Below are 21,343 nucleotides of genomic sequence, written 5' to 3' on the forward strand. Positions count from 1 at the left end.
GCTGCCCTGATGATGCCCGATCAGCTCGGTGCTTACCAGCTGAGTTCAGCGACCAGCCCGCAGATGAGGCGATGATCGGTGACGTTGAAATAAGTCGGATCTTGTTCGTCTTGCTCTCCGATGAAAAATGCGTAGGCGCGTTTTTTGGATTTGCTTTTTTTCTCCTTGATACCTTCCTCGCGCACGACCTCCATCTCATTCTGTACCTTCGTCCGTTTGTAATTGGACCACTGGGACCAACAGATGCGAAGCATGTATTTGCGCACTAGCTGTCGCTCGGAGTTCCATTCACCAGCAGAAAGCTGGATCACCAATGAATCATCTATTGCTTGAGCCTTTGCCCAGGCAAGCTCCGCATAGAAAACTTTTGAACGAGAAAATTGCTCGATGCCTGCGTTTGCAGCCCCCAATTTTTTAAAGGCAGTCAGATACGTCTTATCCTCGATCCCGGGAATGTCTAATGACATGTTTCTGTCGAAGGGGAAATTGATGAACGCACGACAAATCGGCCGGATCGTGTTGGACGGTCTTCGCCCGGCTGGCCTCGTCGTACCATCATCCGAATTGGTACGGGTGGTGCTCTTGCTACCAGTCTGTGCAGGTGACTTCGGCAAGGTAGGGTCTACTGAAGTACGTTCGTCCTTAAGGATCAATCTCGAAGGGGACAAGCCTGGGCTCGTTTCCAATTCATTGCGAACGCTGCCTTTGCGCCCGCTTGCAACCGTTTTCCGTTCCCCATCTACGTCGCAACCCTCTACATGATCCGTTTTAGGGAATAGGCTGAAGTGCGGCCGCTTTAGATTAGTTTTGAGATACGACGCCGGGTAAACGGGCTTCTTGCACCCGCTACATTCATAGCCATCCCGGTCAACGTGTGGAAGCATCCATAAGTCTTCAGCCTCTACAATTTCCTTTGTGTACCTATCCCGAGCTGATTCCATCCTGCCTCTCCAAAAATCGTAGTCTTTCCGTAACTTAACATGCTTCAGTCCTACAAAAAGCTGCCGGGGCCCCTGAGGCTTTTATCTCAACACGGGGTCGGAAACCCGCGGGACTGCGTTAGTGGAAGGATTTCAAAGTTACTGAAATTTCAGCCATTGAAATCGAAAGAATTCTGCTGAAAAAAGGCCATCGTTACCGCACCGGTAACGATGGTCTTTTGTGTTGATGATTATGGACACCTTGGGCCGTCAACCGGTCAACCTGTCAACCAATGTAAAAAAATCAGCCCCTACCGAGATCACGCGGGTTCTTTGCCCCGTACCCATTCGAAATGCCCAGGGTCCCCAGCGAGCTACCAAGGGATAGGGCAAATGCACAGGTGAACAGCAGTTCACCGGGTTCACCTGTTCACTAAGCTGTGCACTTTTCCGCTAACACGATCACGCGGGTTTCCGACCCCGTGTCTCTCTCATTCGCTCAGGGGCCCCCGGCTTCTGAGGGAATATCTTCGCTGGTGGAACGCGTTGCCTAAGGGGGGCGGGGCGGATGTACAGAAAACGACGTGTAACTGGTGTTACAGGTGTAGCGGTTCAATTCAAACTATTGATTTTATTGAATAAAGTAAGCGTTACACTTGCTCGCGCTTTCTGAGGTTCTCGGTGTAACAATTACAAAAGGTGTAACGTTTTTAGCTTGCGTGCTTAATCGGACATGGTCCGCATCCGGTCCCACGGCACTGAGCGACTCATTGAGCGGACAGCCAAATACAGGTGCTTTTTGCTTTCTCTTCATACCTGATCGTGTTACTGGCGGGCATGGCGCTGATCGATCAACCGAGCAAAACGAGATCTGTTCTCCCATCACGGATCGGCGGTAAGTCCAATTAATCCTACGAAGGTTATCTATGCATCCCTATGGCCTTCTGCCGGCATTCATGGGGGCGGGCTGTACCGGGTATCATTTGCGATCTAAGGAATTGCACATACACAGAAAAGGAATCAAGGATTGAGCGGCTACGTGCCAAACGCGCCCAAGGGCCTCCGCTACAGCGGTGTAGAACCTGAAGACACTCATGCCCGGCGTTGGGCTGAGTACAAGGACATTCCCACCAAAGACCACCCCAAACCAAACAGTTTGGGATGTGTGTTCGCCAAGAGCTGCGATCTGCCTGACGGTGTGATCGATCACAAAAAGCCGTCTGGCTTCATCCCTGTTGAGAAGGTAGGCAATTACGGTGAGTTAGCCATTCTCGGTGGCCATGAAACGGACGCACAGGGAAACATTCCACTCAAGAAAATCAGCGGTTCACTACCTGCAACGCTGGGAACACTTATTTTAGGCGGGGTTGCCGCATCAGCCGCTACTGTCTCCTGTGGTGGTTTGTGCACTGCTGGTGCTGCTGTAGCCACTGAATCTGCTGCAACTGGGGCGGCTGGTGGAACCGGGGTTCTCACTGCGGGTGTGGCTGCAGGTACTTTGGCAGGTATTGTTGCCATGATGTGGCCGTCGAGCCTGGGCGATAGCAGCCTGTATACAGACGAGCAGCTCAAATCCCTTAAAGAAGGCCGCACACGCGTTCGGATACATGTCGAACAGCAAGCAGATGGCACCTTGAAGGGATACGGGTACAACACTCAGAAGCGCGCCGACTGGGAGATGATTCCGGTGGTGCAATTCGTTGAGCAAAGTTCTCAGCAGGTGGCAGATTTTGGCAACGGGGTAACGCTGATTTGGACGCCAGCCATTGACCCATCCAGCACCTCAGGAATTCCACCGTTAGAGGGCGCACCCCAAACACCCCAAATATGGATTTATCCGCCTACGGAACAGGCAGATAACATCATCGTCAGCCCGATCTACCCCGATGAATACAAAGACTTCATCCTTGTGTTCCCGCCTGACTCCGGTATCTCGCCGCTATACATCGTTATCAGTGCCCGTCATGCGCCGGGGATAGCTACAGGGAGGGGCGAGGATGTAACAGGTGTCTGGCTCGCAGATGCTAGTGTCGGGCTAGGTGCGCCGATCCCTACGCGGATAGCGGACGCATTGCGAGGCCAAAGTTTCGGAACGTTCGATAGCTTCAGGCGGGCTTTTTGGAAAGCTGTAAGTAACGATCCGGAGTTACTCAGCCAACTGAGCGAGGACGATCAGGCGCGTGTGCTAACTGGTAATGCGCCTACGGTTCGATTCAGAGATTCGGTAGGAAAACGAGTGACGTTCGAAATACACCATGTCGAACGAATCGTAGACGGTGGGGCGGTGTACGACGCGGATAACTTGAGGGTGAATACTCCACGAAACCACATTGACCTTCACAAGAGAAAGTAGGCACAACATGGAAGATATTTCTGATTTTACCGAAGTCGAATTCATCGCCTTCATCAAAAACATACGAGTCGTTAACAAGGGCGGCACGGACGATGAGCTAGGTGAATTGCTTGTGCAGTTCAGCAAGCTCGCGGGCCATCCAGATGGTTACGACCTTATTTTTCACCCAGAACCCGGTGCAGACAACTCTGCCGAAGGTATCACTAAGACGGTGAAGGAATGGCGCGCTGCTAACGGGCTATCGGCATTCAAAGAGGACTGATTCAGATCCTGGCCCATTACGCGACGTTAGCTGCCAGACCACCCGGTAAATGCTGCGTTTATTCAGAAGGATTGCAACATGCACGGATTGGGGTAGGGCGCACTGGTGGCAACAGCGGCAGCAGACAGTGCATTCACGCTCGCGTTAATGCACCCGATCCCCCTGCAAGGGAGGTGCATCCGTTTCGCGGACGACTCTCTGTCGCGACCGGCAGATAGCGGCCAATAACGGACAGTGACCGGTATTTGTGGTTTAGGAGCCGTTCGAATGCGCCGAACGTGGCAGGCCGAAATCGGCGAGAATTTTTTAATGGTGAAACGCGATCGAGCTACTTGCGCTCTCGCTGTACATACCACTGCGTGAACGCTTCGGCACTTACCGGTCGGCAGACATGAAACCCTTGGGCCATGTCGCAATGATAATCGCCCAGCGCATCGAGCACGTCGGCAGTTTCTACGCCTTCAGCAATGACCGTCATGCCAAGGTTGTGACCCAGATCGACGACGCTCCGTACGATGAGCTCGTTGGCTTGATCGCTTTGCATCGCCAGTACAAAGGATTTGTCGATCTTGAGTTCGCTGATGGGCAAATCCTTCAACTGAGCCAGGCTCGTGTAGCCGACGCCGAAATCATCGATGGCGATGTGGATGCCCATCCCATGTAACTGTCTCAGGATGGTCCGGGCCGCGTAGGAATCGAGCATGATCGCGGACTCGGTCACTTCGAGCATGAGCATGTTCGGCGTCAGATTATAATGCTCAAGCAGATCGATTATCTGAACCACCAATTTGTCGTCCAGCAGGTTGCGTGCAGAAATGTTCACGGCGACCGGTATGCATAGCCCCGCATCAATCCAGGCCCGCGCCTGGGACAGCGCGAGGTTCAGCACGTATTGAGTCAGGGTGCCGATGATCCCGGTCAATTCGGCAAACGGAATGAACTCATCCGGATTCACCAGGCCGCGCACTGGATGCTGCCAGCGCACCAAGGCTTCGACGCCAGTCACTTTTCCTGTGCTCAGGCTGACCTTGGGCTGGTACTCCAAGAACAATTCGCGGCGCTCCAGACCTCGCCGTAGTTCGCCAAGCATGGCCAGGCGTTCCGGAGAACGCCGATCCGTTCCCGGGTCGTAGGCGAGGACACACTTTCCCTGTTTTTTGGCGGCATACATAGCGATGTCGGCACGCTGCAGGAGCGTCGATGGATCGTCACCGTGCAGCCCGGACACCACTACCCCGAAGCTGGCCTCGACATCCAGTTCGACCCCATCGATTTCGAACGCTGCGGTAATCGCCGTATGCAGCCGTTGCGCTGCTTTCAACGCGCCTTCCAAGCCTTCGACGCAGGGAAGCAAAATTGCAAACTCATCGCCACCCAACCGGGCGACCGTGTCGATTTCCCGAGCTTCGTTGATCAGTCGCTTGCCGATCAGGTCGAGCAGGCGGTCTCCATAGTGATGCCCCAGGGTGTCGTTGACTTCCTTGAACCGATCCAGGTCAATAAGCAACAGGCCCGTGGTTGACCCTTGGCGACGGCCAAGGCGCATCGCCTGCTCGAAACGGTCCGCCAGCAGTGTTCGGTTGGCGAGCCCTGTCAGCTTGTCATGCAACGAAGCGTGCAAGGCGTTCTTGCGTTGACTGTCGAGTTCGAATCGTGTGCGCCGCAGCACTTCGGCGAACAAGCCGGCCAATAGCAGTCCCGCGATAAAAACGATGGGCGTGGTACTGGCGTTGAAGGACTCCCGTGAACGCAGCTTCTCCAGCGCCACGATCGACTCCTGGTGGTGAGCGGCTGCTGCTTGCAGGACGGCGTTTTCAATCTTTTCGAACAGCGGGTCGGCCTCCTCGCTGTCAATGCGGCGCGCCCGCAAGGCATCTCCATGATCTACGGCATCGAACATTTTGTAGATGCTTTCCAGATAGGGAGTCAGTGACGTGCGAACATCCTCGACAAGCAGATGGTCGGGAGGCGTTCCGGAGCGGTGAACACGCTCTAGCGCAGTGCCGAGTTGAGCTAGGCTATCGTTGAAGTTATGCAATATGGAAGGCCCGGGGTCCAGCCGATACTTGTGTTCTAAAGACTCGAGGGCCAGCACGGCAGTCGCAGCCGCTGAGTAGTGGTCAGACAGAACGCTCGAGGCAATCGCCTGCTCCCCCAGACGTCCGGTGGTAATGGAAGACCATACCGCGAAGCTGCTAATTACTAGCAGCACGCCAACCAGACCATGGCGCGCCCACTTACTGGGAATTGCTTTACTCCAACGGAGGAAATTAGGCGTGTCACTCACTTGCACAAGGGTTTCAGGAACCTGCGAACCTGCCGGCGGTAAATTGCTCATGCGTTACCTCACGTAGTCGTGAATGATTCCATTCTTATTGGCAATTTCCACCAAAATTTAAGTTTAGACGAAGAATGCAATTAACGCTGAAATGCTGCGAAATTTTTCGCATGATATTCATTGCAATTAATAATAACTATTTGATAAGAGTCATTTATTAATAGTTTTTATTTAGATTAATTCCAACCCCCAAAACCTATTTTGTCTACGCCATGGATTCTATTGGACTTAAGCCGTATTCTGGAGACCAACGGACAAACGGACCGAATGCGACTCTCATTCTAGAACTGCAAGTTATTTCTTATAATTTATTCCGTTGATATTTGAACTGAGGATTTTTGGAAACATTTCCGTGAGTTGTCATCCTGTATTTTTTCGTAATAAGTTAATTACGCATAGTCCTCTACTGATAGAAAAATTTTCCGAGGATGAAAGAACTCCTAAAAAGCACTATTCCCTCCCACCGACTGTACTAAAATGCACGGATCCAACCAGAAATATCGTGAGCGCCTCCAAAGTCTCAGCTGATTCATTAATGAGTTTTTACCCATTTAATGAACTCTTTGACTGTCCCGACATCGGCATTTCGCCGAAATGCTATTTTTCGCGGAGGGCGGGTGTGGGTCGGTTGCAGCCCTTCGCCACGAGCAGCAACCGGCCAGAAGCAGCCTTTCGAGGAGGGCAGATTTACTCATTTCAGTAAAAATATGGCAATAATGCGAACGTTTGTGGTGGGGGACGTCTTTTCTCAGTCTAATGTCCAAAGCAGATATTTTGCGCTATACATAAAGCTTCATGCAGGAAAAATAAATACATAGCCTAGTACCAGCTGAATATCAAGGACGTTAGTCATGTTTAATAGCGCTATAAGAAATGAACTAGAGCAAAACAAAAAAGAGTTAGCGATCTATAAGCAGATAATTGATGCGCTTAATGAGGAAACCATGGCGCTGACAGTTGACGAGAACTTTATAATTATAGATGCTAATTCAAAGTTTCTCAGCGAGCTTGGTTACACTAGTAAAGATATAGGCCGCCCTCTCGGCGAGATTGTTCCGGCCTACGTGGTGGACTTGCCATGTTATAAAAATTTACGTAGCGCTGTAAAGAACGGAACTTCGGTTAGTGATAACTATCGTTTTTTACATGGCGACGGTAGCTTGGCATGGATAAGAGGTGTCTGGCAGCCTATCCGAGACGCAAGTGGGAAATTAATAAATATAAAATGTTTTGGGAATATCATTACCAATTCGATGAATTTAGCACGTGAAAATGAGGCATTGATAAGCGCATTGTCCCGCTCGACTGCAGTGATTGAATTCGATCTTAATGGTGTGGTATTGAGCGCGAATGAACCATTTTTGAGAGTTATGGATTACAGAATTGATGAGATCAAGGGGAAACATCATAGGATTTTTTGTGAGCCTGAAGAAACGTCAATGCCGGCTTATACTGAGTTTTGGAACTCACTCAATAGGGGGCAGTTTGCCACCGGTCGCTTCAAACGTATCAATAGCCATGGCGCTACCGTATGGCTAGAGGCCTCATACAATCCTGTGTATGACGCACAAAACAAACTCTATAAATTCGTGAAATTCGCCACGGTCATCACTGATCAAGTGAATCGCGAAGCAGAAGTCAATGACGCAGCTAGTATCGCTTACGAAATATCCCAGAAAACCGATGCTACTGCTCAGGAGGGAGCCTCGGTAGTTCGAGAAACTGTCGACACGATGCAGCGTATATCAAAGGTAATGCTCTCGGCTTCTCAGGGTATCGAGGATCTGGGCAAACAATCTCTGCTTATTAGCTCAATGGTTCAAACTATTGGAAGCATCGCACAACAAACAAATCTATTAGCGCTTAATGCTGCGATAGAAGCTGCTCGAGCAGGAGAGCAAGGTCGAGGGTTTGCAGTGGTCGCCGATGAGGTTAGGCAGTTAGCGGGGCGTACTAGCGCTGCAACAGAAGAGATTGTCACTGTTGTGGGCAAGAACCAAGACTTGGTAAATAAAGCGATACAGGACATGGCAAGCAGTAAGCAACAAGCGGAGCAAGGTCTGAAATTAGCGAACCAAGCGGGCTTGGTTATCGTTGAGATTCAGGAGGGTGCAAAGCAAGTGGTGAGCGCAGTAGGTCGTTTCGCCAGTCAGCTTAAATAAAGGCTGTAGGGGCCAAACTCATTAGCGTCACGTTCACCTATTTTAACGTCGCTTTTGTCAAAAAGGCTCCTACACTTAAATTAGAGGTAGGGCCTTTTTTAGGTCTGACCGGAAAGCAGGCTGCTGACAAGGGATTCACCAGCCCCCCCACATAACGGCTCTACGCACGTCCATCGCTCACGTAAGAAGGAAATTACGCTGTGTCACTTACTCTCGATCCAGAAACTCAACAGGCATTTGAGAAACTGATGATTGCCGCTCAGAACGACACCAAGCAGGGCCGCATGGTAGCCAGTTTTCTATTCACCTTGTGGAACGCCGGAAGGGATGTTCGCTCCGCCGTGACCGACTTGTGGGGGTTGGATCCAGAGATCACCCGCGCATGCGCCCAGCTATTTACGTGGCTGAACAATAATAAAGTTTTCGCCGAACAATTTGGCAGCCCGGGCGCCAGTGGAAGCGCTGTCCAGCGCTTGGCAAGGTGGAGTATGACTTTAAATCGCGATTTGGCGTCGCCGGTGGATGATAGGGCGACAAGCAATTTTGCGCTGGGACTGTGGAATGACAGGTGGCTTATGAGTGACGAAGCCGTACGCTGTAGTTATTGCCTGGCCACCCAATTGCCCAGCAATGCCCACGTTCCGTTGGAACACTGCGATGGCTGTGAGATTAGCGACTTTCACTACCCGTTGCGGGATCTGGCGGCGATCCTAGGGACTGCGTTCGGCGACTCTGCCTGAATGACGTGTTTTCCAATCAGGCGTTACCAATAACGTCGCTTATGTTCAAAAGGCCCCCAAACTTATGCCAGGTGCGGGGGCCTCTTCGTGAGCCTCCGTTCAATCATCGGAATGAGAGGTTCGTGTGCGGTCTCGCGAAGGGCAGCTTTTGGCCGATAGCAGCCTTTCGCGAAGGTCGATATGGCCGAAGACTTTCGTTAATCCCTCTCGCGGGGAAAGCTATAATTGCGGAACATTGTCGCCACCAAGCTATCAGACAACGTGGATATTTTTGGGTTATGGGCCAGCAACAAAAAGGGCCCGACTGGGCCCTTTTTCAGGTGAAGCTATTTTTACTTCTTCAGCCATCCCTCGACGACGTCGGCGCCGTGTTCTTCTTTCCACTCTTTCAAAGCTTTGTGATTCCCACCTTTGGTTTCGATGACTTCACCGGTATTCGGGTTTTTGTAGATCTTCAGTTCGCGTGGCTTGCGTATGCTGGCGGCCGGAGCTGCGGCTTGGCGACGAGCCGTTGGCTGCGGATCCAACAAATTGATGATGTGCTTCAGGCTGAAGCCATAGTGCTCGAGCAGCTTGCGCAGCTTTGTGTCGAACTCGATTTCTTTCTTCAGACCTTCATCACCTTTCAGTGCTTCCAGTGCCTGGAGTTGCTCGGCGAGATGTTTTTCCAGTTGGCGAAATTCTGCGATTTTGGACATTGTGTTTCCTTTGCTCAGAGTGGTCATGCGTGGTTATTAAGATAGGTTGTGCTCGTTACAAAATCAGCGCTATTTCCGGCGATTCAGCTGGCTCTCAATATGCGCCATTTCCGCGTTAATCGCGTTGATGGTCAGTGTTTGTATCTGATTGGTTTGACCCGCTCCCGCGTTAATGGTCTTTAGCAGGGCATTGAGGTAAGCCTTCCGAGTATTGAGTGTGTCAGACCAGCTCGCGCTGTTCTGTAGTGGCTTGTTCATTGTGTTCATCCTTGCGTTGTTCTGCATTGCTCAGATCTTCGGGCTGTCGCGGTATTGGCAGACTGTTGAGCTGGACTAAGTCCCGCGCGCTGTATTGACGAGAGCGGTCTATTAGCTCGTGCCACCCCCACCGCCCATGATTTTCGCCTCGCTCGGGTACGGCCAGTTTCATAAGCCCTACCGGGTCATGTCCCAGCAGGTTGTAGTTGGCCCACAGCTTGCCACCCACCTCTAACAACGCTTTTGCGGCCTCGTTCCATTGCTCCTCCAGCACTGTCTGCGAAAGCCAGAGCGCGGTACGTTCTATCCCTTGATGCTTTTCTTGTGCTTCGGCGATGTATTTATCTACGGTGACCAGCTCCTGCTCCAGAGCAGCCATGATCAGGTGTTGCCGACGGTTATGTTCGGCGGCGGCTGTCAGATTCTTCGCGGCCTTTTGTGCGTCGGCGTTGGCGGTCTGCTCGCCTTCGGTGTCGCCCCAAGCGACGGCCTGCGCGTACGCAGTGGCTGCGTCCGTTTCGGCCTGACGGGCTTTGGCCATGTCCTCAACTGCTTGTTGTTGGATCTGTGCCAGGCGGGTGCTGAGGCTCTGCCGCTTTTCGTTGAGCTCCTGCTCATCCGCTTTCCAGTTATCCATCGCCTCGATGTAACCCACCATCAAGGAATCGCAATTGGCGAGGTCTTCACGGCGGATGATCTTCCGATTTAGAAGATCGGCATTGTTGTTGCGGGAATCAAAATTCCGTTTCAGCTCGTCGTACTTGTTCCGTAGTTCGCGCTTGCGATCCGGCTCGATGAGGTCTTCACTTTCCAGTACGGCCTCAAGTGGCAGCATTTCGGCGTGCAGTCGTTCTGCCTCGCTCAGCAGTTGGTCGCGACTGTTTTTCAGCTCTTGAATCTCGTTCATTTGTCTTGCCTCTGTCTAATTCGAATGTGGGTTGGTTGCATGGCTGGCGAGGCCGGGAATCAGCCGGCGCTACCTCGATCAGCAGAGATGCCCTCAGGCAGCCCGAGCCTCGCTCTCAGCCAATCCCGGAATTGTTTTCACGATGTAGCAGCGTTGCGTGCCCAAACCGGGTAACCGGATCAAACTCGACGCTTTGCCATCGCCTCCCGGTTCCAGTACGCCGCGCTGTAGCAGTTCCTTGTTCACGGCATTGATGTTCATCCCTCGGAAGATCTCCGAGCGCCATGCTTCGGGCAGCACGTAGTAGGTGTTGGTGGTGTGCAGGGCGTCACCCAAGCCGTGCTCCAGCGTCTTGCGAAAACCGAGGCGGTCGATGGTGCGCGGGCCGTGCTCGTCGATTTTTGCCGCCGCCGATTCCCAGCGGGTGAAACGGCTTTCGCCGAAGCGCTCGATGACCTGGCGCAGCCGCGCCAAGATCGCATCACCTTCAAAGTTCCCGGCGCCGCCACGCTCATTCATCCAGGCGTTGAGGCACACGCGAGCGGCGGTGGTCGCAGTTCCATCAGGCCAGCCAGTGATCCCCATCGCCGTGGCCAGCTCACCTGCTGCGGCCGCGAGGCCGAAGCGAGCAGCCGCGCGGTGTGCCTGCCCACTGGCCGAGGCCGGTAGTGACTGGGCGATAAAGCCTTCCAGCGTGTGGCGCAGGATGGCGGACCAACCGTGACGTTTGCCCGGTTCGCACAGCGCGGTCAAAAAGGCAGTAAGCGGTGTGCCGTAGTATTTGGCTACCCGTGCTTTGAGGGCGTCGGCGAGTGCCGCCGCATCCTCAAAACCGTTGAGTGCGTCGAACATGCCGAGGCCTTTGCTCGCATCGGCCGGGACCGCGAGCATGCGTACTTCCATGCCCGCTTTCAGCTCCTTGTTGGCTTCGGCCATGTGCTGAGCCAGTGTCTTCTCGCCGGTGGAGAGAAACAGCAAACGCCACTCCTGTACCTGTCGGCCTGCTTGCCCTCGATCATTGGCGCGTGCCTTGCCGGTGCCGTTGCCGAGCATGTACACCGTCTCGCCAATGATGCGCGGATCGCACATGCCGATTTCATCGAGCACCAGAAGGCCGTCGGAATGCGCGGCGGCGATGGATTCCAGCGCGTTATCCGTAGAGCGCCACGAACGTACCAGACGCGGCCCGCCGTAGATCGAGGCGGCGACTTGCAGGTGCGTGGTTTTGCCGCCTGAGCTGTCGCCGTACAAGTGGAAGCCGCCCGACTCATGGCCGAGCATGTGCAGCAGCGGCCCCGCAAAGGCCACGCCGACGACAAACGCCAGACGATGGTTGCCGATGCACAAGGCGCCGATCTGCTCTTGCCACTGCTCAAGGGAGCCTGCTTCGCTGATCGGCGGAAGCTGAGAGCCCGCCTCGTAGAAGTGCAGGTGTTCGCTGTGCGCGCCGACCTGTTGCTCGGGCAGCAGAAACGCGCTGTCATGCCAGCCCAACCGGGTAACCAATCGTGCCCGTTGCGCGCTGTCGAAACCGCCGAGGTAACTTTGCAGGTCGTTGCGTGCATTGCGCCCTGACCGACTACCGGCAAGACGCAGACCCATGTCCACCAGCGGGCCGAGTACATCCTTGCCGAAGTCGCCGGTCATGGTGCGCGCCGGAATGTTCCAGCGTTTTTTTGCGCCGTCGGGGTCGTCGAACTCGACCAGCAGACCCCAGTTCTGGCCTTTGTCGTCGCGGGTACGAGCCAGGATTTCCAGAGGCGAACACACCGGCCGCGCCTCGCCATCATCGCCGGAATAAAATACACCCTCTGACGTGAGGCGAAAGCCACCGGGCATCAGGTCATTTTTCGGTTTGGCGGGACGCTTGGTGGCTATTTTTGTCTTCGGTTCCGGCTTGGTTTCGGCCTGCTCAGGCTCCGTCTTTTGGATATCCAAACCGAACAGTTCTCCGCTGCTTTCCAGCTCGGCGAAGTGCGCCGCCGTCCAGCCTTTAGCGAGCGCATCGGCGGCGTCGTCGCCTTCGTCCCATTGACCACCTTTGGCAAAGGCAGCGCGTTCGTTCTTCAGCGTGGGCTTGCGTTTGAACACTTCCAGCGCGATGACTCGAACCGAGGCGGCGCCGATTTCGCGCAGCTTGTCGGCGACGGCTTCCATGCAGGCTTTGCCGCTGGCGTCGTTGTCTGGCCACAACAATACGTCGCGGCCGTTGAGCGGTGTCAGGTCGGCTTTGTGCCAGGAGTTGGAACCGTTCGGCCAGCAGGTGGCCACGTAACCGGGCATCAGTTCTGCGGCGGCATCGGCAGCTTTCTCGCCTTCGCAGAGAATAACCGGTGCGTCACTGCGCCGGGTCAGTTCGTCAAGGCGCAGCAGTGGACGCGGATCCGGCAGGCCCTGCCAGCGCCATTGCGTGGTCTGGCCATCGGCACGCTGACACCATGTCAGGGGTGCAAACACCTTCTTCGTTTTGCCGTCCTCGTCAAGGGCGAGGTCGAAGCGGTAGAGCGCCATGAGCGGTTGGCCTTGCGCATCACGGTAGATCCACACCTTGGACGGCGCGCCGTGCTGCCGGTGCTTGACCAGGCACTTGTTCATGGCCTCAGCCGGGATCGGCTGAATGGCACTCCACTCAGGCGCTTTCGACTTGGCGGGCGCGGGATTTGAGTTGGCGGCACCGGGCGAAACTTTGAGCAGGTCTGCCAGTTTGTTGCAGGCCTCGACGTCGGTGCCGCCGTCCAGATAGCGCACCAAATCGATCAGGTCGCCACCCTTGTCGCCGGTGGCGAAGTCGGCCCACGTGCCTTTGCTCAAATTGATCTTCAGCGAACCGGCGCGCTTGTCGCTGCGGGTCGGATTGGGAGCGGTGTATTCCTTGCCGCCGTCCACACGCTTGCCATTGGGCAGCAAGTGCGACAGCACACGACCAATATCTTTCAGCGCGGCGCTTTTCACATCAGCAAAGCTCGGGCGTTTCACGGAGTTGCTTGGGCGTTGGCTCATGCGTCAGCCCTCGACAAAAACAGCGCGTCGTTGATGTCGTCGATCAGGGCTTTGGCCATCTCGCCGAGGTACAGAGCAGGCCAACTGAAACGGTCACCTTGGTCGCTCATGGCAGCGTCGAAGTTGAGCTGGTTAGCGTGATGCTGGAGCAGGGAAACCATCTCCAGTGCATCCTCGACCGGAACACCGGCATTGACCCGAAACAGCTTCAAATCGGTGGCATTTACGCGAGTGAATGTGGCGTGGCCACGGGTGGTGGAAGTGGTCATAGCGCACCGCCTTTTTGCATGGCAGGCGTCGAGGTGTTGTCAGCGTGCAAAGCGAGGGTTTTGATCAGGCCGAGGGTGCCGCGTACGTCCCAAAGGACGGCTGCGATCACATGATTGGCGAGGCGCGAGGATTCGTTTTCGAAGTGCTCCTCAAGCAGCGTCAGCACCGAGTCGGCGCGAGCAATGGCGCAGGTGATGGCGTCGATCGGTACACCGGCTTCAACAGTTGGATTAACGCATAGCAAATCTTCAGGAAGTGAAAAGCTCAAGGCGTTGTTCATTGGGCACCGCCTGCGGTTTCGAGTGCGCGGGCTTTGGCCATGTGAGCGTTGTAACGGGAGAGGCGCGTAGCGAGGCTGGAGTTGGCGTGTAAAGCGGCGAGAGCCATTGCACGATGTGCAGCGGCGCGATTTTTGAACGGATTGAGGGCGTGTTGCATTTGTGAAGGCTCCTTGTACTGAGGAACCGCCACCGTCTGCCGCCAAGCAGATTAGGGTGACGGATTGCGCAGGATTGGCGGACCGGCGTACAAGGAGACCGGCGCACCCGAGGGTGCTCCTACGCAACCCGCCATAACACGGGAATGCGGGCACAAAAAAAGCGCCTGCAATCGTAATGGGGGCGCTGTTGCGCCTTGTACTGTTTGGACCGCCAAGCCCAATCGCTGAATTTGCAGCGACGACCAGAGAGTAACGTCCGATTTTTGAAAGTGCAACTGCGTTGATGACTTGCGGTTTTTTCAGGTGCGGCATAAATTGTTCGTGCATGTAGATTTACCTCAACGCCTTCGGATCGCCCCCGGAGGCGTTTTCGTTTCAGGCGTGGGCTTCCCAGCGCAGGGACAGGAGGGGCAGGAAGCCGCCGTTGAGCATGGATCGTGCGTCTTCGTAGGCTTGCGTTTGCTGGCCTTCATCAACGATCACGGCTCCGGTCTTTTCGCAGTGGAGGGAGAGGGCGCACCAGGTGCCGTCGGCCCAGCTGAGTACGCTAACGACACGGCCTTGTTTATCCTGCTGGCTGCGGTAGCGCTCAAGGCGCTGCATGAGGCGGGGCGAAAAGCCAATTCGGCGCAGTACTGAAAATGGGTGCATCAGGGTGTTGTCGGCGTTCTTTTGGCTCATGCTGCCTCCTGCGCCAAGGCAAACAGCGGCGCTGGTGTTTCGCCTTTGAGCCAAGCCAGTATCTTGCTGTCCTCGGCGCAACGTCGGCGGTATTTGACGGCCATCACATCGCGACGTTGTGCCAGACATTCGTCCACGTACTCGGTCAGATCCGAGGTCAAGCGCAAGCTGTGGTGAAGGTTCTCGGTAGCGGTCTTTTCCACTGCGAGATCCGCATCCGTAATGCGCTGCCAGACCGCCGGATCGTTCGCGTATCCAGCCGATTGATCCACCAGCCAGTAGGTGACCCAGTCGGTTATACCTCGCGTTTTCAGTGAGGCGAGGCGGCTATGGCTCATCGCGAAATAACCGGTGCCGTGGACGCTCGAAAATTCTCTGCGCACCGCGTTTTTGCGGATCAGTTCGGGGAGTTCCCAAGGATTGGCTTTCAGCGGTAGAACGAGGCCGTCAGGGCTGAAAAAGAACGCTTCCTGCTCTTCGCCGTTCCAACTCAAGCCCGCGATGGTCCGATGACGCCAGTTGATAGCGCCGGGTTGATAGAGGCGGAATCCGATGCTGTACGAGTCGAGAAACGGCCCTTTGAAAGGGCAATAATTGCGCTTCATGCGGCCACCAAATCACGCGCAGCGATGCGCGCTCGTGTCCATGCCTGTACCTCTCCCAATACCCATGCAACCGGAGCACTTCGGGCGTTGCTGGTACTCAGCTTCACTGGAAGCGGAAATCCACTCTCAGGTTGGCGCATGAGCTTGTAGATAGTCGGGCGAGCAAGCCCAACGATTGATACCACCTCGGGCATGCGGATGAGAGTCGTGGCGGGGTCGTGTGAAGCAAGGTGTCTTATTGCGGTAGTCATAGCGATCCAAACCTGCGTTTATTGAGACGACAGGCCATACGCTACGGAGAGGGAGGGGAGCGGACTGTGTCCATTCCCTTTTTTTATTTGAGTGGTCGAAGACCTAGTGCAGTCAAATGATCACGGATGGTTTTCTTGGTGCCGTGAACGGTCTGGTCGAACAGCAGGTTGGTTAGCTCTGCATCTGTAAGGTTTCGTTTCTCGATTCGCCGACCTGCAATAATTTGCTCAGCGGCTGCCTTTATGGTCAAGCGCCGATACATTGTCTCTGTTTGTATTTTAGAGCTGGCATCTTGATTACCTCTGCCAGCCTCTTGTCCCCGCTTAGATGCCTTCGCTGAGAAAGCGTCGTCCAGTAGTTGGAGAATCAGACTCGATGTGTTGAAGCCATTCTTGGATACGTCGATGCTCTCCACCTGGCGATAGAGGTTTGCCATCAACAATGTCTGATTAGCCTCACCTTTTAAGGTGGCAAACTGCTCTCTCGCTTCTATTTCAAGCCCCGCGCGGCGATGTCGTTCTTTATCGATTAAGGTCGCGTATTGGCGTGGTGAGTCTTTTCTTAGCCCCTCTATCAGATCCGCGTCCATATCGTAGGTAGCGAGCTCCAGCTCGAAGAGCCAATTTGCAAGTATTTCCACAGCTTGTACGCCTAGTACCAGCGCAAAAGCTGCAGCGAGTTGTGAATTTGTAGCTGGATGATCGACCCCAAGAAAACCTCGAATCACGTTAGGCAATGATGCGGCCTCCGCAGAGCTTGCACGGTCATTGACTTCATTACGGAGCCGGAACAAGGTTCTTGTTACGGATTCCGCGCAGGGTACATAGGAGCCATCCTCCAGCCAGAACGAAGTTGCAGTGTCGATGAGGTAGAAAGCTTCTCGGAAATGTTCCTGGAAATGGGGATACAACGCTAGCTCACGCACAGCTAGTTCAACCTCATCGAGGTCCCAAACTAGGCACTTCACGTCAGTCCCTGCGATTTCTAGTTCTTCAGCTTCAATGCCTAGCTCGATATCCATTTAGGCTGCCCCTCGCCCCGAGACCGGCGCGCTGTTCCAGCGTCGTGGATTGGGTAAAGCGACTGCCGACAGGAAGTGCTCGAGGATATTTCTGTTACACGACCTCGTGTCGTTACACTTGAGGTGTTCGAGACGCGGACAACGTGTAACTGATAAATAACTCATGATTATCAACGATTTAGCTTGAGTCGTTACACCTGTAACACCAGTTACACCGATTTTTGAGGGGGGGCGATTACGTGCATTCATACTGCCTTTCCAAACTGTCCCTGCACCACATTACCCGCTGCCATTTGCTCAAGGTGGTCGGCATACCACTGCATCATCACAACACGCTGTTCAAGATATTGAGCCTTGTTATATACCCCTGAAATACCTTCCTCTTTGTGGGCAAGCTGCGCCTCAACGTGTTCTTTAGGCCAGCCATGTTCGCGAAGCAACGTGCTCGCTGTGTGGCGAGTCCCGTGTCCAACAAGACGACCTTTGTAGCCTATGGTGGCGAAAACCTTGTTGATTGTGTTTTCACTAATGGTCGGATTTTTTGCTCCGACTCCTGGGAAGAGCCAGCGGTTGCGACCGGTTAAGCAGTACAGCTCTTTCAGTGCCGTAACGGCTTGGTGAGGAAGCGGGCATACAAAATCCCGGCGCATCTTCATCTTGGCAGCAGGTGTGATCCAAATGGCTTTCTCAAAGTCGAATTCTTTCCATTCAGCCAATCGAACCATGCCGGGTCGTGATGCAGTCCATATACAAAGCCATGCAGCGGTGCGGGCTGTCAGTCTGCTTGGTGTGTTTCTGAGCGCTTGGAGGAATTCAGCCAGCTCAGGCTCCAGCAAATGTGGATGCTGCTGGGTCTTAGGAGCCTGTGCTGCAATATCACGTAGGCGGCTGCCCGGATCGTTTTCGGTGAGCCCTAGGCCAATGGCTCGGCCGAAGATTTGATTGATCCAAGTGCGGCACTTTTCCGCCACGTTGTGTGCGTTTCGGGCTTCGAGGGATGCCTGGAGTTCTGCGCAGTCGGTACGGGTGATTTCGTCGAGGGGCTTATCCCCCAATGCCGGGAGGATGTCCTTGTCGAGGTAAGTGCGGATTTTGTTAAGAGTGGAGGGAGCGAGGCCTTTTTCTTCTTTGGCCTTGAGCCAAGCTTCAGCAGCAGCTCTGAAGGTCCGAGTCCTGGCAGCGTCAATGGCAGCTTTGGCGGAGCGTTTCTGCTCGAGAGGATCGGCGCCGCTGCTAACTACCTTGCGTAGTTCGGCAGCTTTGTCCCGTGCCAACGCACCACTTACTTCTGGGTAACCCCCGAGCCCCATCCAAGCCCAGTTGCCCGTCGGACGTTTGTAGCGGAGCTGCCAAGATTTTCCACCATCAGGTTTAACCCTGAAGTAGAGGCCGTTGCCGTCCAGTTCTCGGTATTCCTTTGATTCCGGCTCCAATCCCGCAAGTGTTGTGTCAGCGAGAGGGCGACGCTTGATGTCTGCGCGCTTCATCCTTGTATCCCAAAGTTCGGTATTTTTCTCAGGATACAAGCAGGGATACAGGGATACAACGGATAAAGGGATACAGGGGTAGATAGCCAGACACAAAAAAACCGGCTCAAGTGGCCGGTTTCTCTGGGTCTGATAGTCTGGTAGAGACTTTCAGATACTGCTATATGGTGCCCCGAGGGAGACTCGAACTCCCACTTCTTGCGAAAACGGATTTTGAATCCGCCGCGTCTACCAATTCCGCCATCAGGGCTCAATGGCGGCGAAGTATAGAGATGAGATTACCGTTGGTCAATCACCTTTCATGGTCTATTTTCACTATTTCCGCTAGACTTCCGGCCCCTGCTAGACGAACTCCATCATGCGCGTTGCTGAATTTACTTTCGAACTCCCTGATTCGCTGATTGCTCGCCATCCTTTGGCCGAGCGACGCGGCAGTCGCCTGTTGACCCTTGATGGGGTCAGCGGCGCCCTGGCACACCGTCAATTCACTGATTTGCTCGAGCATTTGCGCCCGGGCGATTTGATGGTGTTCAACAATACCCGGGTGATTCCGGCGCGGCTGTTTGGCCAGAAAGCTTCCGGCGGCAAGCTGGAAATTCTGGTGGAGCGCGTGCTCGACAGTCATCGCGTACTGGCGCACGTGCGTTCCAGCAAGTCGCCCAAGCCCGGTTCGAAGATCTTGATCGACGGCGGCGGCGAGGCAGAAATGCTCGCGCGGCACGATGCGTTGTTCGAGTTGGCATTCGCCGAAGAGGTGTTGCCGCTGCTCGATCGCGTTGGGCACATGCCGTTGCCTCCTTATATAGACCGCCCGGATGAAGGCTCGGACCGCGAGCGTTATCAGACCGTGTACGCCGAGCGCCTGGGCGCGGTGGCGGCGCCGACTGCGGGGCTGCATTTCGATCAGCCGCTGATGGAGGCAATTGCCGCCAAAGGCATCGAGACCACGTTTGTGACCTTGCACGTCGGCGCCGGCACGTTTCAGCCGGTGCGCGTCGAAAAGCTTGAAGATCACCACATGCACACAGAATGGCTGGAAGTCGGCCAGGACGTGGTCGATGCGGTTGCTGCGTGCCGCGCGCGCGGTGGTCGTGTGGTGGCGGTGGGGACCACCAGCGTGCGTTCGCTGGAAAGTGCCGCGCGCGATGGCGTGCTCAAGCCGTTCAGTGGCGACACCGACATCTTTATCTTCCCGGGCCGACCGTTTCATGTAGTCGATGCCTTGGTCACCAACTTCCATTTACCCGAATCCACATTGTTGATGCTGGTTTCGGCGTTCGCCGGTTATCCCGAAACCATGGCCGCCTACAAAGCAGCGGTGGAGCACGGTTACCGCTTTTTCAGCTACGGTGATGCGATGTTCATCACGCGTAATCCCGCGCCGACTGCCCCTAAAGAATCGGGCCCCGAGGAAACAGAATGAGTCGCCAAAGTCGTATGTCGTTTGAGTTACTTGCTACCGACGGCAAGGCTCGTCGCGGTCGTTTGACCTTCCCGCGCGGTACCGTCGAGACCCCGGCTTTCATGCCGGTGGGCACGTACGGCACGGTCAAGGGCATGTTGCCGCGGGATATCACCGCCACTGGCGCGGAAATCATTCTGGGCAACACCTTCCACTTATGGCTGCGTCCTGGCACCGAAGTGATCAAGAAGCACGGCGACCTGCACGATTTCATGCAGTGGAAAGGCCCGATTCTGACCGACTCCGGCGGCTTCCAGGTGTTCAGCCTCGGCGCGATGCGCAAGATCAAGGAGGAGGGCGTGACCTTCGCCTCTCCGGTCGACGGCGCCAAAGTATTCATGGGCCCGGAAGAATCGATGCAGGTTCAGCGCGATCTCGGCTCCGACATCGTGATGATTTTCGACGAATGCACGCCGTACCCGGCTGACGAAGACGTCGCGCGTATCTCCATGGAACTGTCGTTGCGTTGGGCCCAGCGTTCGAAAAACGCGCATGGCGACAACACGGCGGCGCTGTTCGGCATCGTCCAGGGCGGCATGCACCAGGATCTGCGCATGCGCTCGCTCGAAGGCCTCGACAAGATCGGCTTTGATGGCTTGGCGATTGGCGGTCTGTCGGTGGGCGAACCGAAGCACGAAATGATCAAGGTGCTGGATTACCTGCCGGGCCAGATGCCGGCTGACAAACCTCGTTACCTTATGGGCGTTGGCAAACCGGAAGATCTGGTTGAGGGTGTGCGCCGCGGTGTGGACATGTTCGATTGCGTGATGCCAACCCGTAATGCCCGCAATGGGCATCTGTTCATTGATACAGGCGTGCTGAAGATCCGTAACGCGTTCCATCGCCATGATGATTCGCCGCTGGATCCGACCTGCGATTGCTACACCTGCCAGAACTTCTCCCGTGCTTATCTGCACCATCTGGACAAGTGCGGCGAAATGCTGGGTAGCATGTTGAATACCATCCACAATTTGCGCCATTACCAGGTGCTTATGGCTGGTTTGCGCGAGGCTATTCAACAGGGTACATTGGCCGCCTTTGTCGATGCCTTCTACGCCAAACGCGGGCTACCTGTTCCGCCTTTGGACTGAGTTTTCTGACCCCAAGATTCAACATTTGCAACTGGAGTGCTAAATGAGCTTTTTTATCTCTAATGCCATGGCCGACGCTGCTGCACCGGCAGCTGCAGGCCCGATGGGCGGCGGCTTTGAGTGGATTTTCCTGGTTGGCTTTCTGGTCATCTTCTACCTGATGATCTGGCGTCCACAGGCCAAGCGCGCCAAAGAACAGAAAAACCTGCTCGGCAGCCTGCAAAAAGGCGACGAAGTTGTGACCACCGGTGGTATCGCCGGCAAGATCACTAAAGTGGCAGACGATTTCGTGGTTCTGGAAGTTTCCGACACTGTCGAAATGAAGTTCCAGAAAGGCGCCATCGCCGCCACGCTGCCAAAAGGCACGCTCAAAGCGATCTAAGTTTCAACTTCTACT

At 54.8% G+C, this 21,343-nt stretch carries 18 protein-coding genes, 1 tRNA gene and 2 pseudogenes; 8 read left to right on the top strand and 13 right to left on the bottom strand.

Features of this window, described 5'->3' with window-relative positions:
* Positions 1 to 32: 32 nt before the first annotated feature.
* The gene (locus tag BLU01_RS27610) at positions 33 to 467 is read right to left on the bottom strand and encodes a hypothetical protein (protein WP_157720172.1); all 435 of its coding nucleotides are present in this window, start codon (positions 465 to 467) and stop codon (positions 33 to 35) included.
* Positions 468 to 1,947: 1,480 nt separating this feature from the next.
* On the opposite strand from BLU01_RS27610, the gene BLU01_RS18950 reads away from it, so the two are divergent.
* Positions 1,948 to 3,273, top strand: a complete 1,326-nt coding sequence (locus BLU01_RS18950; protein WP_092278395.1) for an S-type pyocin domain-containing protein — start codon at positions 1,948 to 1,950, stop codon at positions 3,271 to 3,273.
* A 7-nt stretch (positions 3,274 to 3,280) separates the two neighbouring features.
* The gene (locus BLU01_RS18955) at positions 3,281 to 3,535 is read left to right on the top strand and encodes a bacteriocin immunity protein (protein ID WP_092278396.1); all 255 of its coding nucleotides are present in this window, start codon (positions 3,281 to 3,283) and stop codon (positions 3,533 to 3,535) included.
* Between the two features lie 328 nt (positions 3,536 to 3,863).
* On the opposite strand, the gene BLU01_RS18960 is transcribed toward BLU01_RS18955, so the two are convergent.
* Positions 3,864 to 5,873: a putative bifunctional diguanylate cyclase/phosphodiesterase gene (locus tag BLU01_RS18960; RefSeq protein ID WP_092278398.1), complete on the bottom strand. Its 2,010-nt coding sequence runs from the start codon at positions 5,871 to 5,873 to the stop codon at positions 3,864 to 3,866.
* A gap of 851 nt (positions 5,874 to 6,724) precedes the next feature.
* Here BLU01_RS18960 and BLU01_RS28345 point away from each other — a divergent pair.
* From BLU01_RS28345 to BLU01_RS18970, 3 genes and pseudogenes are all read left to right on the top strand, one after another.
* Positions 6,725 to 7,498, top strand: a pseudogene (locus BLU01_RS28345) (PAS domain-containing protein); the annotation flags it as partial.
* Positions 7,499 to 7,597: 99 nt separating this feature from the next.
* Positions 7,598 to 8,035, top strand: a pseudogene (locus BLU01_RS28350) (methyl-accepting chemotaxis protein); the annotation flags it as partial.
* A gap of 200 nt (positions 8,036 to 8,235) precedes the next feature.
* Positions 8,236 to 8,775 carry a DUF7673 family protein gene (locus BLU01_RS18970; RefSeq protein WP_092278402.1) on the top strand — a complete coding sequence of 180 codons (540 nt, stop codon included), beginning with the start codon at positions 8,236 to 8,238 and terminating at the stop codon, positions 8,773 to 8,775.
* A gap of 332 nt (positions 8,776 to 9,107) precedes the next feature.
* Here BLU01_RS18970 and BLU01_RS18975 read toward each other — a convergent pair whose 3' ends face one another.
* The 11 genes from BLU01_RS18975 to BLU01_RS19030 form a co-directional block, all read right to left on the bottom strand.
* The gene (locus BLU01_RS18975; RefSeq protein WP_092278404.1) at positions 9,108 to 9,473 is read right to left on the bottom strand and encodes a histone-like nucleoid-structuring protein, MvaT/MvaU family; all 366 of its coding nucleotides are present in this window, start codon (positions 9,471 to 9,473) and stop codon (positions 9,108 to 9,110) included.
* A 220-nt stretch (positions 9,474 to 9,693) separates the two neighbouring features.
* Positions 9,694 to 10,638, bottom strand: coding sequence for a coiled-coil domain-containing protein (locus BLU01_RS18985; RefSeq protein ID WP_092278408.1), 945 nt, complete (start codon positions 10,636 to 10,638; stop codon positions 9,694 to 9,696).
* Positions 10,639 to 10,731: 93 nt separating this feature from the next.
* Positions 10,732 to 13,638 (bottom strand): DUF927 domain-containing protein, encoded by a 2,907-nt coding sequence (locus tag BLU01_RS18990; protein WP_092278410.1) that lies wholly within the window; start codon positions 13,636 to 13,638, stop codon positions 10,732 to 10,734.
* A complete protein-coding gene (locus BLU01_RS18995) occupies positions 13,635 to 13,907 on the bottom strand; it encodes a DUF3077 domain-containing protein (protein WP_092278412.1) in 273 nt (90 codons plus the stop codon). The genes BLU01_RS18990 and BLU01_RS18995 overlap by 4 nt, the downstream gene beginning before the upstream one ends.
* A complete protein-coding gene (locus tag BLU01_RS19000; protein ID WP_092278414.1) occupies positions 13,904 to 14,188 on the bottom strand; it encodes a hypothetical protein in 285 nt (94 codons plus the stop codon). The genes BLU01_RS18995 and BLU01_RS19000 overlap by 4 nt, the downstream gene beginning before the upstream one ends.
* A gap of 534 nt (positions 14,189 to 14,722) precedes the next feature.
* Entirely contained in the window at positions 14,723 to 15,028 is a 306-nt protein-coding gene (locus BLU01_RS19005; RefSeq protein ID WP_092278416.1) for a hypothetical protein, read from the bottom strand.
* Positions 15,025 to 15,633, bottom strand: coding sequence for a hypothetical protein (locus tag BLU01_RS19010; RefSeq protein WP_092278418.1), 609 nt, complete (start codon positions 15,631 to 15,633; stop codon positions 15,025 to 15,027). Before BLU01_RS19010 ends, BLU01_RS19005 begins: the two co-directional genes overlap by 4 nt.
* Positions 15,630 to 15,884, bottom strand: coding sequence for a helix-turn-helix transcriptional regulator (locus BLU01_RS19015; RefSeq protein WP_092278420.1), 255 nt, complete (start codon positions 15,882 to 15,884; stop codon positions 15,630 to 15,632). Before BLU01_RS19015 ends, BLU01_RS19010 begins: the two co-directional genes overlap by 4 nt.
* A gap of 83 nt (positions 15,885 to 15,967) precedes the next feature.
* Complete coding sequence (locus BLU01_RS19020) at positions 15,968 to 16,906, bottom strand: hypothetical protein (protein WP_092278422.1); 939 nt, start codon at positions 16,904 to 16,906, stop codon at positions 15,968 to 15,970.
* Between the two features lie 245 nt (positions 16,907 to 17,151).
* A complete protein-coding gene (locus BLU01_RS19025) occupies positions 17,152 to 18,393 on the bottom strand; it encodes a tyrosine-type recombinase/integrase (RefSeq protein WP_092278424.1) in 1,242 nt (413 codons plus the stop codon).
* 165 nt (positions 18,394 to 18,558) lie between these two features.
* Positions 18,559 to 18,643: transfer RNA gene (locus BLU01_RS19030), tRNA-Leu, on the bottom strand.
* Between the two features lie 108 nt (positions 18,644 to 18,751).
* Here BLU01_RS19030 and queA point away from each other — a divergent pair.
* The 3 genes from queA to yajC are packed head-to-tail and all read left to right on the top strand — an operon-like array spanning position 18,752 to position 21,328.
* Complete coding sequence (gene queA / locus BLU01_RS19035) at positions 18,752 to 19,816, top strand: tRNA preQ1(34) S-adenosylmethionine ribosyltransferase-isomerase QueA (protein ID WP_092278426.1); 1,065 nt, start codon at positions 18,752 to 18,754, stop codon at positions 19,814 to 19,816.
* Between the two features lie 14 nt (positions 19,817 to 19,830).
* Positions 19,831 to 20,946: a tRNA guanosine(34) transglycosylase Tgt gene (gene tgt, locus BLU01_RS19040; protein WP_163019375.1), complete on the top strand. Its 1,116-nt coding sequence runs from the start codon at positions 19,831 to 19,833 to the stop codon at positions 20,944 to 20,946.
* A gap of 43 nt (positions 20,947 to 20,989) precedes the next feature.
* Positions 20,990 to 21,328 (top strand): preprotein translocase subunit YajC, encoded by a 339-nt coding sequence (yajC, locus tag BLU01_RS19045; RefSeq protein WP_003185175.1) that lies wholly within the window; start codon positions 20,990 to 20,992, stop codon positions 21,326 to 21,328.
* The last annotated feature ends 15 nt before the right edge of the window (positions 21,329 to 21,343 follow it).

The organism is Pseudomonas prosekii (genome assembly GCF_900105155.1).
Taxonomy (GTDB): Bacteria; Pseudomonadota; Gammaproteobacteria; order Pseudomonadales; family Pseudomonadaceae; genus Aquipseudomonas; species Aquipseudomonas prosekii.

Bases quoted from the DNA above. Each gene is read 5' to 3' on its own strand.
- BLU01_RS19000 (WP_092278414.1), bottom strand. From the start codon at position 14,188: ATGAACAACGCCTTGAGCTTTTCACTTCCTGAAGATTTGCTATGCGTT.
- BLU01_RS19015 (WP_092278420.1), bottom strand. From the start codon at position 15,884: ATGACTACCGCAATAAGACACCTTGCTTCACACGACCCCGCCACGACT.
- queA (WP_092278426.1), top strand. From the start codon at position 18,752: ATGCGCGTTGCTGAATTTACTTTCGAACTCCCTGATTCGCTGATTGCT.
- BLU01_RS18985 (WP_092278408.1), bottom strand. From the start codon at position 10,638: ATGAACGAGATTCAAGAGCTGAAAAACAGTCGCGACCAACTGCTGAGC.
- BLU01_RS18955 (WP_092278396.1), top strand. From the start codon at position 3,281: ATGGAAGATATTTCTGATTTTACCGAAGTCGAATTCATCGCCTTCATC.
- BLU01_RS18995 (WP_092278412.1), bottom strand. From the start codon at position 13,907: ATGACCACTTCCACCACCCGTGGCCACGCCACATTCACTCGCGTAAAT.
- BLU01_RS19010 (WP_092278418.1), bottom strand. From the start codon at position 15,633: ATGAAGCGCAATTATTGCCCTTTCAAAGGGCCGTTTCTCGACTCGTAC.
- BLU01_RS18960 (WP_092278398.1), bottom strand. From the start codon at position 5,873: ATGAGCAATTTACCGCCGGCAGGTTCGCAGGTTCCTGAAACCCTTGTG.
- tgt (WP_163019375.1), top strand. From the start codon at position 19,831: ATGTCGTTTGAGTTACTTGCTACCGACGGCAAGGCTCGTCGCGGTCGT.
- BLU01_RS18975 (WP_092278404.1), bottom strand. From the start codon at position 9,473: ATGTCCAAAATCGCAGAATTTCGCCAACTGGAAAAACATCTCGCCGAG.
- BLU01_RS19020 (WP_092278422.1), bottom strand. From the start codon at position 16,906: ATGGATATCGAGCTAGGCATTGAAGCTGAAGAACTAGAAATCGCAGGG.
- BLU01_RS19025 (WP_092278424.1), bottom strand. From the start codon at position 18,393: ATGAAGCGCGCAGACATCAAGCGTCGCCCTCTCGCTGACACAACACTT.
- yajC (WP_003185175.1), top strand. From the start codon at position 20,990: ATGAGCTTTTTTATCTCTAATGCCATGGCCGACGCTGCTGCACCGGCA.
- BLU01_RS18990 (WP_092278410.1), bottom strand. From the start codon at position 13,638: ATGAGCCAACGCCCAAGCAACTCCGTGAAACGCCCGAGCTTTGCTGAT.
- BLU01_RS27610 (WP_157720172.1), bottom strand. From the start codon at position 467: ATGTCATTAGACATTCCCGGGATCGAGGATAAGACGTATCTGACTGCC.
- BLU01_RS19005 (WP_092278416.1), bottom strand. From the start codon at position 15,028: ATGAGCCAAAAGAACGCCGACAACACCCTGATGCACCCATTTTCAGTA.